Genomic DNA, 14,428 nt, shown 5'->3' with positions numbered 1-14,428 from the left:
ACGATCTGCTCGAAGCGATCAATCGTCGCCGCCTTGAAGTCGCGTTGGATCAGAACCGCGTGCGCAGCGTCAGGCCGTAGGTGCGCGGTTCGCCAAGGAACGAGGTGAACAGCGAATTTGCGGCCGCGAAGCTCGGGCTGCCGAACGCCTGCACCTGCGATTGCGAGCCAGACCCCTGGAACGGTGCGGTAAAGGCGACCTGCTGGTAATTGGTGTCGAGCAGGTTTTGCGCCCAAAGCTCGACCGCCCAGCGCTGTTCGTTGCCGCGCAGCCCGATGCGGGCATTCATCAGGAAGAAGCCGTCCTGCATCTTTTCGATGAACAGGTCCGACCCGGTGTTGTAATCGCTCGTCATACGCCCGTCGACGTAGAACAAGGCGCTCATCCCGCTGCCGCCGATCGCCGGCGTCCAGCTGAACGAGCTGGTAACGGTGTTACGCGGAGCGTTCGACATCTGCGCACCGGGCAGCAGGAACAGCGCCGCACTCAGTGGCTCGCCCGCCTTGCTGCCGACGAGGTTGCGCGCATATTTCGCATCGGCGAGAGTGTAGCCGATGTTCACCGTCACGTCCGGCGCCGGATACATGCCGACTTCCAGCTCGATCCCCTGCGTCACCAGTCCCTTGCCGACCTTGCCGGTACAGGTGCCGGTCGCGGTCGCGTTGTCGCGGTCCGCGCCGTTCAGCGATTGGTCGCAGCCGCCGATGTTCTGGACGATGTAATTGGTGCCGTTGAAGGTGTTGAGCTGGAAGTTGGTGAATTCCGACCGGAACGCCGCGACATTCGCGGTGAACTGGCGCGAACTGTACTTCACGCCCACCTCATAGGCGTTCACCGTCTCCGGATCGAAGCGCAGATTGCGGACGCTCGACGCTGGCGGGGTCGACAGCACCGTCTCGCTAAGGTCCGAACGGTCGAGATTGTAACCGCCGGCCTTATAGCCCCGCGCGTAGGATGCGTAGAGCAGGGTCGACGCGAACGGCTTCCACGACAGCACGCCGGTGCCGGTCAGCTGCCCCTCGCGAATCTGGTCGTTCAGCGCCACGTTGGTCAGCGCGGCGCTCGAGTTGCCGATGCACGACAAGGTGACGATCCCGCCCGCCACGGCGCGGAGCGTGGCGTTGCTGCCGGCGAGCAGCGGGCGCAGTGCCGCCTGCTGCGCGGGGCAGATCGTGTTGTTGTTGTTGAACCCGGCCGCGAGCGTCTTGTGCTCGTTGGTGTACCGCAACCCCACCGTGACGTTGAGCCGCTCGGTCAGCCGATAGATGTTGTGCGTGAAGAAGGCGAAATTTTCGCTTGTCTGACGATAGACGTCGCGCAGGCTGCCCAGATTGTTGAGCGTGCTCAGCCGGTCGATACCCGCCACCGCCGTCGCGCCGATCCCCGCCGTCAGCGCGGCGCGGCCAACGTTGCTCAGGCAGCCCGGGTTGGCGGCGTTGCGCAACGCGGCGGCCGGGTTGATCGACAGCACCGCGCGGCAGGCCGCGAAGGCACCATATTGCGCGCCGAAATGCAGATTGTCGACGAGCGCGAGGTTTTCATGCGCGTAATAGCCACCGACCAGCCAGTCGAGCTTGTTGTCGAGGATCGTGCCGGAGAAGCGACTCTCGTGGCTGAAGACCTTGAACTGACGGTAATTGTTGCCGTCGTCAGGACGATAGATCAGGTCGACGTTGGAATAGTCCATGTCGCCCGCCCCACCCGACTTGTATTCGCGATAGGCGGTGAGCGAGGTGAGCTGGGTCGCGCCGAGATTCCAGCGGACACGCATCGATACGCCGCCGTCGGTGGTCAGGTTGCTGTATGCACGACCGGCGGTCTGCGCGATCCGGCGGTTGTACGGATCGCCTTCGCTGGGCAGCACGCCGCCCAGACTGCGCAGGATCCCGGTGACCGGGTTCGTGGCGCTGACCGCATAGTCGCCCGGCACGCCCGGCGTGGGGTCGGTCTTCTCGCGCGTGTCGGCATAGACGGCGCCACAGCATTTCTCGTCGCGCCGCGTATAGTCGCCGATGAAGCGGACGGCGAGATCGGGGGTGATCGTGAACAGCAACTGGCCGCGCACGAAATAGCGCTCGCGATTGTTGAAGTCGGTATCGTTGACGACGTCCCTCAGGAAGCCATCGCGACGGCTGGCGACGCCATCGATGCGAAAGGCGAGCAGGTCCTTGATGACCGGCCCCGTCAGCGCGGCCTGCACGCGAACGGCGTCGTAATTGCCGTAGCTGACCTCGCCCATGCCACCGAACGTGAACTCGGGCAGCTTGGTATAGATGCTGATCGCGCCTGCCGACGAATTGCGTCCCGACAGCGTCCCCTGCGGACCGCGCAGCACCTCGATCCGCTCGACCTCGCCGAGGTCGTTGAGCCCCGATCCGGTGCGGCTGCGATAGATCCCGTCGATGAACACCGCGACCGAGCTTTCCAGCCCCGGATTGTCGCCGACGGTGCCGACGCCGCGGATGCGTGCCGAGGCGTTGGCCTCGCTGCCGGTCGAGCTGACCAGCAGCGACGGTGCGATCTGGGTCATCTGGCGGATATCGGTCGCGCCGGAGTTCTGCAGCGCGGCCTGCCCGAATGCCGACACCGCGATCGGCACATTCGACAAGCGCTCCGAGCGGCGGGTGGCCGTGACGACGATATCGGCGGTGTTGGGCGAGGCGGCTTGCGTCGCGTCCTTCGGCTGGTTGGCCGCCGCGCCGCGCAGATCCTGCGCCGCCGCGGGTGCGGCGATGATCGCGAACATCGCCACCGACCGATACAAACGCGCCTTACGCATGCGGCATCCCCCTCGAACTTCGACGTAAATTGTGACCGTGCTCGTACGGGATGCCGGATAAGGATTGGTTAATTCGCGTTCGGCGAAGCGCGTCCTTTCAAGGACTTGCTCGTTGAGAGGCACAAGAGGCCCGATGCTGCGCGCGCCGCAGGCGCGATTGTGCGATTCGACCTCTCAACCGCGCGAATCAAAGGTGATAAGCCCGCAGTCATGATCTCGTTTGCCAAACACAGCCTTTCGCTCGCCGCGCTCGTTGCCGCGATCCCGTCCGTCGCGCAGGTTCCGGTAACGCCCGAAACCGCCGCGCCGACACCGATCCCGCTGGTCCAGCCGCAGTTGCCGCTCCCGACGCTCAACGATGCACAGCGGCAGGAACTGGCGCGGTTGATCGCGAAGGACGAAGTGGCGCAGGGGCTTAGCCGTACACCGCGGACCGATCTCGACCGGCTCGACAGCGCCTCGCTGGTGCGGGTCGCGCTCGATCATGCGCGGGCGGTGCATGGCGGGCGACTGATGCCTTCCGATTTCCAGAAGGATTGGGGCATCCGTCCGACTGCCTACGACCCGTTGCCCGGCTTTGCCGACGCGGTCGCGCGCGATCGGCTGACGAGCTGGATGCGCTCGCTCCCGCCGCCCTATCAGGGGTATGACACGTTGGCGGAGGGGCTGGCGCGCTATCGCAAGATCGCGGCGGCGGGCGGTTGGCCGATGCTGACCGTCGCGCCGAGCTACGGCAGCAGCGGCCCGGCGGTCGGCCGACTGCGGGAGCGGCTGGCGATCGAGGACCCGGAGCTGACCGGCACCGGTGACCGCTTCGACGCGGCGTTGCTGGAGGCGGTGCGCCGCGCGCAACGCCGCTATGGCCTCAACCCGGCCGGCCAGGTCGGCGCGCAGACGCTCGCCGCGCTCAACGTGCCGGTTGAGCAGCGCATCCAGTCGATCATGGCCAATCTGGAACGCTGGCGCTGGCTGCCGCCGACGCTCGATCGCCGACGCGTGCAGGTCAATATCGCGGCGGCGGTGCTGACCGCGTTCGATGGCGATCGGCCGATCATGTCGATGCGCGCGGTGACCGGACGGCCGGGCAACGAAACGCCGATGCTTGTCTCGCAGATCAGCAGCATCGTCATCAATCCGCCGTGGAATGTGCCCAGCTCGATCGCGACCAAGGAGTTGTGGCCCAAGGAGCGCGCCAATCCCGGCTATCTGAAGCGCAACGGCTTTCGCGTGATCGACACCGGTGACGGCGGCAAGCGACTGCAACAGGCGTCCGAGCAGAGCGCGCTGGGGCGGTTCAAGTTCGATTTTCCGAACGATTTCGCGGTCTACCTGCACGACACGCCCGCGCGTTCCGGCTTCTCGAAGTTCGACCGGCTCGCCAGCCACGGCTGCGTGCGGCTCGAGAAGCCCGAGGATCTCGCCAAATTGCTGATGGCGACGACGCCGGAGTGGCAGCCTGACGCGATCGATGCGGCGGTGGCCGCAGGGAAGACCGTGCGCGCGAAAATGGCCGAGCCAGTCAGCGTGTATCTGCTGTACTGGTCGGCATTTGCGGGTGCCGACGGACAGGTCGGCTTCCGCGAAGATCCCTATGGCTGGGACGGCAAGCTGGCTGCTACGGTCGAACGACGGTCCGCCGCGCAGGCGCTGGCGGCGAAGTGAAGGAAGTACGAATGACGGTATGGCGGCATCGGTTGGCGTTGGTCGCGCTCCTGGGTCTGGGCGTGGCCGGCTGTTCGAAATCCGAGCCGGAGCCGCCCGAGATGAACATGACGGTGCAGGAGCTCGAACCGACTCCCGAGCCGACCCCGACCGAGGAACCGACACCGTTCGTGGAGCCGAGCCCGACCCCGAGCAACGACACGGCGATCCTGCCGCCACCCGAAGACGCCGCACCCGATGCACAGATGATGGATGACGCCTCCGCGACTGGCATGACGGCACGCAGCGATCGCAGCGGCCGTGAGGATGATGTCGACGCGGCGTCGGCGGAGACGCGGCGGCGCGACTGAGGCGAACGTCGCAGGGGGGGCGGTTGCCGATTTCTCCGGCAACGGTTGTGTCACTCAATCGTTGATCGTGAAATTGGCCGATCGCACCCGGCCTTTCTGATTTTGAGTAAAATCAAGACTTAGCGGATCAGACTGTCTGATCCGGGTCGCGGTGTGCTTGCGACGCTCTCGCCGTTGATCAAGGTGATGCAAGGGGCGAAATCGATGTAAGCGGAGCTGAGATGAAGACGCGCGAGCGCGCGACCTTGCGGTACGTCGCTTTTATCGTTTTCGTCGATATGGCTGGCGTCGGTCTTGTCACGCCGGGTATGCCGCAACTCATTCGCGATCTGGCCCAAGTAGATATCGGGCGTGCCGCGCAGATCGGCGGCTATATGTTCGTCGCTTTTGCGGCCATGCAATTTCTGTTCTCTCCGATCATCGGCAGCCTCAGTGATCGGTTCGGACGACGGCCAATTCTACTCGTGACGCTTGCCTCGTTCGCGATCGACTACGGTGTGATGGCGGCGACATCGTCGCTGACCTTGCTTGTTATTGGACGGATGATTTCTGGCGTTACCGGCGCAACGTGGGCCGCAGCCAATTCATGCATTGCGGATGTGGTGCCGCCTTCAGAACGGAGCGCGGCGTTCGGGGCAGTGGGCGGCGCGGGTGCGGCGGGGCTTGTTTTTGGGCCTGCGATCGGTGGCCTCGCCGGGGAGTATGGTTTACGGCTACCCTTCGTTCTAGCGGCACTGTTCGCCGCGGTTGGCGTCGTCATCGGCTTTTACAGCTTTGCCGAAACCCTTCCCGAGACGGCTCGACGTCCGTTCAGCCTAAGCCGTGCGAACCCGATCGGATCATTGATCGCGATGCGCACGTCCCGCTTTATTCGACACGCGATCATCGTGCTCTTCCTCATCCAATTCGCGTTACAGGCGCAAATCGCGGTGTGGCCCTATTACGGTGCGGCGAGTTTCGGCTGGACACCCCTCACAACCGGATTAACGACGGCGCTGTACGGTATATTGATGGTGATCGTTCGCGCGCTGCTAACGCGGCGAGCCGTGAGCCGCTTTGGCGCAGGTACGACTGCGCGGATCGGAACCGTATTTGCCATTCCGTCTTACATCATTCTTGGTCTGGCACGGAACACGGAAACTGTCGTGTTGGCGATTCTGATTGGTTCGCTTGCGGGAATGACTTACCCAGCGCTCCAGACGTTGATGACGGCTAAAACCCGGCTTGACGAACAGGGGGAGTTGCAAGGTATTATGGCCAGCTCCAACGCCATCACCGCAATACTCGGCCCGGCGCTGATGACGTCGTTGTTCGAACGTTGTGTCGATCCGCACGGTGTCTATTTGCCGGGTGCTCCCTTTTTGTTTGGGGCGGTGCTGTTAATGATTGCCACAGCGCTGACGTGGCAGCTCACCGCATTCGATGATGTCAAAGCGCGCAGCGAGTGAAGCGGCGCCGATCCATGACCTCATCTTCATAAGTACCAGCCTGCTGTCCGGCGAACTCTCTCAAGCCGTCTCCAGCAATCGCTCCGCCTGTGCGCGCGCCTCTGCGGTGACGGTCGCGCCCGACAGCATTCGCGCGATTTCCTCGCGGCGGCCTTCCGCATCGAGCGGGCGCACGCCGGTGCGGGTTACCGTGCCGTCGCTGGCCTTGGCGATCAGCAGGTGCGTCGCGCCGCGCGCGGCGACCTGCGGGCTGTGCGTCACGACCAGCAGCTGGGTCGCCTGCGCCAGTCGTCCGAGCCGCTCGCCGATCGCGCTTGCCACCGCGCCGCCGACGCCGCGGTCGATCTCGTCGAAGATCATCGTCGCCGCCCCGCCCTGTTCGGCGAGTGCGACCTTGAGCGCGAGGATGAAGCGCGACAATTCGCCGCCCGACGCGATCTTGGCCAGCGGACCGAACGGGGCGCCCGGGTTGGTGGCGATCTCGAACTCGACACGGTCGCGTCCTGATGCCGACCACTCGCTTTCGGGCAACGGCACGACGACCGTCCGGAAGCGGGCCGCGTCCAGCTTGAGCGGTGCCAACTCGCCCGCGACCGCCGCGTCGAGACGCGCGGCGGCGTCGGTGCGGATCGCGGTCAGTTGCTCGGCGGCGCGATCATAAGCGGCGCGCGATCTGGCGACGGCTTGCTCCAGATCGGCCAAGCCCTGCTCGCCGGCATCGAGCCGTACCAGCCGGTCGCGCAGATCGGTGGCGAGCGCGGCCAGCGCATCGGGCTGGACGCGATGCTTTCGCGCCATCGCGCGCAACTCGAATAGCCGCGCCTCGTCCTCTTCGAGCTGCCGCGGATCGTAGAGCATCGCGAGCGCGGCGTCGCGCAGCTTTTCCTCGGCAACGCCAGCCTCGATCAGCGCGCGATCGATCGCCGCCAACGCTTCGCCGAGCGCGGGATGGTCCTCGGCAATCCGTTCCAGCACCCGCGCGGCCTGCCGCAAATGGCTCAGCGCCCCGGCGCTGCCCTCCAGATGTTCGGTGACCGCATCCAACTCGCCCGCGCTCTTTTCGGCGCGCTGCATCGCGCGGCGGCGCTCGGCAAGTGCGTCCTCCTCGCCGGGCTCGGCGGCGAGCGACTCCAGTTCCGCGACGGCATGTTCCAGCCAGTCGCGATCGGCCTGCGCCGCCGCGATCCCCTCACGCGCCTCGGCAAGCGCGACCCGCGCCTCGCGCCAGGTTGCATAGGCGCTGGCGACGTCGCGCACGCCCTGGCCGGCGTAGCTGTCGAGCAACGCGCGGTGCCCGGCCGCGGCCAGCAGCCCGCGATCGTCATGCTGACCGTGGATCTCGACCAGCATCGGCCCGATCTCGCGCAGCAGTGCGGCAGAGGCGGGCTGGTCGTTGACGAACGCGCGGCTGCCCCCGTCGGCCTTGACCAGCCGGCGGATGATGAGCGGTTCGCCGGGATCGATCTCCAGCCCGTTGTCGGCGAGCAGCGCGGCGACCGCGAGCGGCGTGTCGAAGGTGGCGGTTACCACCGCCTGCGTCGCGCCGGCGCGCACCAGCGTGCTCTCGCCGCGGCGGCCGAGCGCGAGACCCAGTGCGTCGAGCAGGATCGACTTGCCCGCGCCGGTCTCACCGGTCAGCACGCCGAGGCCGGGGCCGAACTCCAGCTCCAGTGCCTCGATCAGCACGACGTCACGAATGGCAAGCGCGGTCAGCATGGGCAGCCGCTCCTTACCCGCAAAACGCGCGGGTGGTTACCCTTTTTGTTCCGGTGGGCCGCGATCAACCGCCGGTCGGATTGGTCGCGGGCGATGGCGAGCCGACGCCCGGGGCCGGAACGCCCGACTGTGCGTCGCCGCCGGTCGTCGCCGGCGTCGAGGGAAGCGGCGCATCGGCCTTGGGCGCAGCGCCCGTCGCCTCCCCCGGAACCGCGGTGCGCACCGGGGTCGCGACGACCGGCTGTCCCGGCGCCAGCGGCGCGATCGTCGCCGGCGGGTTTTCCTTCATCATCTTGTAGGCGCGGCCATACCAATCGGTGCCGGGATAATTGGCGCCCAGTACTGCCGCCGCCTTTTCCGCCTCGTTGCGGACGCCGAGCGCAAGATAGCCTTCGGTCAGTCGCATCAGCGCTTCCGGCGTGTGCGTCGTGGTCTGATACTGATCGACGACGCGGCGGAAGCGCAGCGTCGCGGCGAGCCATTGACGACGACGCTCGTAGAAGCGCCCGATCTCCATCTCCTTGCCCGCGAGGTGATCGCGGACCAGATCCTGCTTCAACCGCGCATCGGCGGCGTAGCGCGAGGTCGGATAGCGGCGCATCAGCTCGCCGAGCGAATCGAGCGACTGTTGCGTGATCTTCTGGTCGCGGGTGACGTCGCTGATCTGCTCATAATAGCTCATCGCGATGAGGTAATAAGCATAGGGCGCATCGCGATTGCCGGGGTGGACGGACAGGAAGCGCTGCGCGCCCTGAATCGCCTGCGTGTAATCGCCGCTGAGATAATAGCTGAACGCGCCCATCAACTGTGCGCGACGCGCCCATACCGAATAAGGGTGCTGGCGCTCGACCTCGTCGAACAGCGCGGCGGCTTCCTTGTAGCGGCCTTGATCGAGGCGCTGCTTGGCAGCGGAGTAGAGCGTGCCGACGTCGCGCGCGACATAGGGCAGGTCCGCGCGGTTGCGCGCGCCGCCCGAGCAACCGGCAAGCGACACGGCCAGGGCAGCGACAACGCCGATCGCGAGCGAACGGTTGGGGAGCGGGCGAAGGGTGAGGGTACGCATCGCCTCTGCTCTTAGCTTAGAGGAACCCCCGCGAACAACGGCTTTCGCGCACGCGCAACAGTGGCTAGCGGGAAGGCGTTGATGCGCCTGTCAGCGACCCGAACGAAGGATTACGCTTATGCCCGCGACCCTGCTCGCCACCAAGCGCGTCGAAAAGCCGTGGGGGCGGCACCATCTCTACCCGGGCTTTCCCGATCCGGCACCCGACGCTGAGCCGATCGGCGAAATCTGGTTCCAGTCGCCGCATCCGGAAGAGCCCGAGCTGCTCATCAAATATCTGTTCACGAGCGAGAAGCTGTCGGTGCAGGACCATCCGTCCGACGAGGAGGCACAGAAGCGGGGGCTGCCACGCGGCAAGGACGAATGTTGGACGATCCTCGCTGCCGAACCCGACTCGACGATCGCCATCGGCCCGCTCGCCCCGATGACCAAGGACGAACTCCGCGCGTCCGCCGAGGACGGAAGTCTGGAGCACAAGCTCGACTGGAAGCCGGTGAAGGCCGGCGACTTCTATTACTCGCATTCCGGGTTGATTCACGCGATCGGTGCCGGCCTGACGGTGATCGAGGTCCAGCAGAATTCGGACACCACGTACCGCCTGTTCGACTATGGCCGGCCCCGCGAGCTTCATCTGGATGACGGTGTGGCGGTTGCCGATCTCAACCCTTATGTGGCTCCGCCGCAGCCGGGTGAGGTGGCGCCAGGCCGCAAGATCCTGGTCGAAGGGCCGAAATTTGTGCTCGAGCGCTGGACGGGTGGCAAGCGCGACATCGCGCTGCCGGAAGGCAAGACCGGCTGGCTGGTCCCGATCCGCGGCGAGGGCGTCGTCGCTGGCGTTCCGTGGAAAGCTGGCGAGTGCGTGATGGTGACCGGGCGTGAGCAACTCCACGCATCGGAAGACGCCGACCTGCTGTTCGCCTATCCGGGTGATGAGCGGCTCTGATCGAGCGATAACGCTCCCATATGCGACCATAATGATGTTGCGTCGCATTGAGTTTCTTGTGATGTTCCTGTCAGACGCTCCCGGCTGGACGGTCGGGAGCGATCACAGGGAACGGGGATATCGGGGACATGGATCGGGCCGTCGACCGGGCGGGGGCGCGGAAGCTTTTAAGCTGTCTGACCGACGAGCAACTGCGTATAGTCGATGCGGACGAAGGCTATGGCGCGGCGCTCGGCTACAAGCGAGACGCGCTGATCGGGCGTGACGTTCTTGAGTTTACCCATCCCGACGATCGCGACGTCAATCGCGAACTGGCCGATACGTTGATCGCCGACGGTACGCCGTTCTCGATCACCAAGCGCTATATCGGCGCAGACGGACGCCACATCTGGGTCACCAATCATATCAGTCTTTTCCACGCCGGTCCGATGCGCCGGATGATGGCGACGGTGGAATTGATCGACGGGCCGCCGATGGAGGACGAGAAGCGGCTATTGCGCGTCGCCGCCCAGCGCATCCTCGCCAAGCGACGCCTGCGCACGCGATTTTTCGAGGACGAGATGTTCGGCGAGCCAGCGTTCGACCTGCTGCTCGACCTGTTCGCGCAGGAGCTGGCTGGGCGCGACACCTATACGACCAGCGCTGCGATCGCTTCCGGCGCCCCGCTTACCACCGCGCTGCGTCAGATCGCGATGCTGGTCGAGCGGGGTTTGGTCGCGCGTGATCCCGATCCCACCGACCGGCGCCGGGTGCGTCTGCGCATGACCGATCCCGGCGCGGTGCGCATGCGCGACTATCTGCTCGCCGCCGAGAACCTGTAGGCGCTGGCCACGCCGGGAATGGCGCGTGCTAGCGCAGTCGCTCGATCGCCTGCGCCAATGCGACGTACAGCTTGCCCATGTCCGACGACAGCAAGGTCACGCCCAGCGGCGACGCGTCGGGCTGGGCGAGGATCGTGCGCAACATCGCCTCGAAATCGTGAATGTAGCGGTTCACCTGCTCGCGGAAGCCACCGTCCTCGTCGTAGAGGCGCGCGACATCGCGCTGTTCGGAGCCGTCCAGCAGGCGCACCGCGCGGCGGGTAAAGACGCCGCGATCACCCTTCAGATAGGCCGCCCACGCGCTGTCGGAGATTTCCGGTGCGAAGGTGCGGGTAAGATCGATCGACGCCGAATTGAGCGACTCGATCAGCAGCGACGCGCGCCGGGCGAAGGTGTCGCGCTCATTTGCCTCGCTGGCCTCACGCGCTTCCTCGAGCCGCCGGTCGATGACCGCAATGGTCTTCTCGATGCCCTCCAGTTGCGTCTGCAGGCGGTCGCCGGCGCGGCTCGCGGCGGCCACAGCGGTTTCGGAAATGCGCGCGACCTGTTCGACCTGTTTCTGCACCCCGCTGTCGACCGCGCGCTCCAGCGCGGCGACACCGGCGCTTTCCAGCGCGCTGGCCGCTTCGGGGATGACGCGCGCCAGGGCCTCGCGCGCATGTTCCGCGGCGGCAGCAGCGGTTTCGCGAACCCGGAGCAACGCCTCCAGCAAACGCGGCGCAGCCTCTTCGGCGAGATCGTCGGCGCGGCGGGTGGCATCCTCGACCGCATCGCCGATCAGCCCGGCCTGCGCACGGCCGCGCTCCAGCCCCTCGCTGAGCCGCGTCGTCAGCGTCTCTACGGTCTGACGCTGCTCGGCGACGACCTGCGCCACCGCTTCGATCGCGTCATGCGTGCTTTCCGCGGCGGTGACGAGCGCCAGCAATTCCGGCTTGGCGGCGACGATCACCTGCTTGGTCGAGCCGACCCGCGATTCGAGCCGCGCGATCGCGTCGGGCATCGTCTCGTCCATCTCGCGCGCCGCAGCGTCTAGTGCGACGAGCAGATGCTCGGTGGTGGCGATGGTGCGCTCCGCGGTGCCGTTGCCGCTGTCCATCGCGGCAATCAGCGCCTCGGTGGTCGCCTGCAACGCGCTGATCGTCGCGGCGAGTTGCCGGCTGCGCTCGGTGCCATCGGCATGAAGCGCGTCGAAGCGCGCGCCGGCCTGGTCGATCGCATCGTCGAGCGTGCTGAACAGCATCTCGCCCGCGCCGCGCTGCGCATCCAGACGTGCCGCGATCCGCTCGATCACGACCTCGACCAGTTCGATCCGCTCACTGAGCGCCTCGGCATTGCCGCGTGCGGCGTGATCGAGCGCCTGCTGGCTGGCGGTGACCATCGCCAGCATCGCTTCACCCTGCGCGACGATGCCCTTGCGCGATTCGTCGATGGCGATGGCGGTGCGTTCGAGCAGCGCATCGACCGCGACCGCGGCGTCCGAGGTGACGCCTTCCAGTCGCAATCCGGCGGTGGCGCTGGTCGCCTCCATCCGCTGCATATAGGCGGCGAGTTTCTCGGCGGCACCGCCCGCGACGCTCTCCGCCTCGCGTCCGCGCGCGGCGAGTGCCGCCACTTGCGCATCGAGCGCGGCGCTATGTTCGTAGGCGACCAGCCCGGCCTGATCGATCGTCGCGGCCAGCGTGCGGGTTTCGTCGGTCGCACGCGGCAGGGCACCGAGCAGCGCCTCCAGCTGATCCGCGGCATGACCGGTAGCGCTCGCCAGTGCGCGCGCATGCGCATCGGCCCGCGCGATCTCGTTCGACAGACCCTCGCCGATCGTCGTGAGGCGCGCGGTCGCCGCATCGCCGAGCGCGGTCAGCAGTCGCACCTGTTCGGCCAACGCCGTGCGCCGCTCGTCGATCTCCTCGCCCAGCGCCGCGACGGCACCTTCCAGCGCGAGCGATTCGCTGCGCATCGCGCGCGCGGTGGCACCGAAGCGGCGCGCCTCGGCATCGCTGGTGCGGAGCGTCAGCAACCAGATGATCCCGGCCAGCGCCGGTACGGTCGCGGCAGCGGCACCGAATTGCGCCAGCGCCAGCGGCGGCATCGTCGCCAACGCATCGCGTGCGATCCACAGCAACGCGGCGACCCAGGCGGCAGCCAGTATGATCGCGATCCAGCCCAGCACGGCACGACGACGCAGCGGCGCCACGGCGTCCTCGTCATCGGAGAAGACGGGATCGGTCACGTAACGTTGCGGCTCCGCATAAGGCGTCGGGACGAGTTGTTCTGCCGGCGTCTCGGCGCCTGCTGGTCGAATGTCGAAAATGGAAGACGGCCCCCCGTTCATTCCAACGGTGTAACACGTTTGCCGCGTCCGGAAACCCGTTTCAGAGGCGCGGCGCGGCTCGGTTCGGCGCAAGCGCCGGTCGTGTCAGGGATTGTTGCCAGTCGTCCGCGGCCATCCTAACAGCCATGACCATGCTTGCTGGCCTGTTATTCGCGACCCACGAGGCGGAGGATCGCTCCGGGATGCTCGCGGCGACGCTTCCGTTCGCGGCGGCAACGCTGATCGAATATCAGGCGCGACTGCTGGTGGCGTGCGACGTGGCGCAGATCGTCGTCGTGGTGTCGCGGCTGACCCCCGAACTGATCGGTGCGATGGCGCGGATCGGACGGCGGGGCGTGGCGGTGGATGCCGTGCGCAGCGCCGCAGACGCGCTCGCCAAATTGCATCCGCTGGCGCGTGTGGTGATGATCGCGGACGGGCTGGTCACGACCGAGGATGTCATCAGCCGCATGGCGGGGGAGGCGGGCGACGCGCTGCTGGTGGTGCCGGGCACGCAGGCCGGGACGACGTTCGAGCGGGTCGGCGGTGGTGCGGCCTGGGCGGGGGTGGCGCGGATCGACGCCGGGCGTGTCGCCGACGCTGCGCGGCTCCCCGAGGATTACGACCTGCAATCGACCTTGCTCCACGCCGCCGAACAGGCAGGCGCGCGACACGTGACGCTGCGGCTGGACAATATGGCGATGGGACACGGCATCGAACGCCGCGCCGTGGCACTGGAGGAGCGCGGCCGCGCCGTGCTGTCGGCGTCAATGGCCGTGCGGCCGAGCTGGTTCGAGCGGCTGGTGCTGCGCCCGCTGGCGCGGATGGCGATCCCGTGGATCGCGCGGCAGGGCATCGGGACCGAGGCGTGCAGCGCGGCGGCCGGAGCGGCGATGGCGGCGGGGCTGGTGACGGTCGGTGCAGGCTTCACGGGGATCGGGCTGGCATTGGTGCTGGCGAGCGTCCTGGCTGCGGAACTGGCGGGGGCGCTGGCGCTCTTCCGCGACGAGCCGGGGTTGCTCCGCGCCAACCGTGCCGCGATCCTGATAGCGCCCGCGCTGGCCGTGCTGTTGCTGGCGCATGTCGTCGATGGCGTCGCTGCGTCGACGAGTGCGCGCCTGCTCGCCTTGCTCGCGCTGGTGGCAGGGGGTGTCGGTGAGCGTGCGGCGAGCGCCGGGAGCCGCCGGCCGTGGTGGGGCGTCGCCCCTGCCTATCTCGCGCTTCTGACGCTGTTCGCGCTGCTCGGCCACCCGGCGGTAGGCATCGGGATCGTGGCGGGATATGCGATCGCGACGCTGATCGCGGCGGTGGAGCGGCTACGGCAGGCTTAGCCGCCCG

At 67.0% G+C, this 14,428-nt stretch carries 10 protein-coding genes; 6 read left to right on the top strand and 4 right to left on the bottom strand.

Going from position 1 to position 14,428, the window contains the following annotated elements; all coding sequences use genetic code 11:
* Positions 1-49 precede the first annotated feature (49 nt).
* Positions 50-2,779: a TonB-dependent receptor gene (locus tag PGN12_15780; protein ID MEH3105346.1), complete on the bottom strand. Its 2,730-nt coding sequence runs from the start codon at positions 2,777-2,779 to the stop codon at positions 50-52.
* Positions 2,780-2,989: 210 nt separating this feature from the next.
* Between PGN12_15780 and PGN12_15775 the strand changes: the two genes are divergently transcribed.
* The 3 genes from PGN12_15775 to PGN12_15765 all read left to right on the top strand — a co-directional run bounded on the left by PGN12_15775 (position 2,990) and on the right by PGN12_15765 (position 6,239).
* Entirely contained in the window at positions 2,990-4,441 is a 1,452-nt protein-coding gene (locus PGN12_15775; protein MEH3105345.1) for a L,D-transpeptidase family protein, read from the top strand.
* 11 nt (positions 4,442-4,452) lie between these two features.
* Positions 4,453-4,791, top strand: a complete 339-nt coding sequence (locus PGN12_15770) for a hypothetical protein (GenBank protein ID MEH3105344.1) — start codon at positions 4,453-4,455, stop codon at positions 4,789-4,791.
* Positions 4,792-5,012: 221 nt separating this feature from the next.
* The gene (locus PGN12_15765; GenBank protein MEH3105343.1) at positions 5,013-6,239 is read left to right on the top strand and encodes an MFS transporter; all 1,227 of its coding nucleotides are present in this window, start codon (positions 5,013-5,015) and stop codon (positions 6,237-6,239) included.
* Positions 6,240-6,299: 60 nt separating this feature from the next.
* Here the strand turns inward: PGN12_15765 and recN are convergent, their stop codons facing one another.
* The gene (recN, locus tag PGN12_15760; protein ID MEH3105342.1) at positions 6,300-7,955 is read right to left on the bottom strand and encodes a DNA repair protein RecN; all 1,656 of its coding nucleotides are present in this window, start codon (positions 7,953-7,955) and stop codon (positions 6,300-6,302) included.
* A gap of 64 nt (positions 7,956-8,019) precedes the next feature.
* Entirely contained in the window at positions 8,020-9,018 is a 999-nt protein-coding gene (gene bamD, locus PGN12_15755) for an outer membrane protein assembly factor BamD (protein ID MEH3105341.1), read from the bottom strand.
* Positions 9,019-9,136: 118 nt separating this feature from the next.
* Here bamD and PGN12_15750 point away from each other — a divergent pair, with 118 nt between their 5' ends.
* Positions 9,137-9,961, top strand: coding sequence for a phosphoheptose isomerase (locus PGN12_15750; protein MEH3105340.1), 825 nt, complete (start codon positions 9,137-9,139; stop codon positions 9,959-9,961).
* 128 nt (positions 9,962-10,089) lie between these two features.
* Entirely contained in the window at positions 10,090-10,782 is a 693-nt protein-coding gene (locus tag PGN12_15745; GenBank protein MEH3105339.1) for a PAS domain S-box protein, read from the top strand.
* A gap of 28 nt (positions 10,783-10,810) precedes the next feature.
* Here PGN12_15745 and PGN12_15740 read toward each other — a convergent pair whose 3' ends face one another.
* On the bottom strand, positions 10,811-13,009 hold the full coding sequence (locus PGN12_15740; protein ID MEH3105338.1) for a hypothetical protein: 2,199 nt from the start codon (positions 13,007-13,009) through the stop codon (positions 10,811-10,813).
* 227 nt (positions 13,010-13,236) lie between these two features.
* On the opposite strand from PGN12_15740, the gene PGN12_15735 reads away from it, so the two are divergent.
* Positions 13,237-14,421, top strand: a complete 1,185-nt coding sequence (locus tag PGN12_15735; GenBank protein MEH3105337.1) for a hypothetical protein — start codon at positions 13,237-13,239, stop codon at positions 14,419-14,421.
* The last annotated feature ends 7 nt before the right edge of the window (positions 14,422-14,428 follow it).

Source organism: Sphingomonas phyllosphaerae, assembly GCA_036946405.1.
Lineage (GTDB): Bacteria > Pseudomonadota > Alphaproteobacteria > Sphingomonadales > Sphingomonadaceae > Sphingomonas > Sphingomonas phyllosphaerae_D.
The sequence above is the reverse complement of the archived record's forward strand: the minus strand, read 5'-3'. Positions and strand labels throughout refer to the sequence as shown.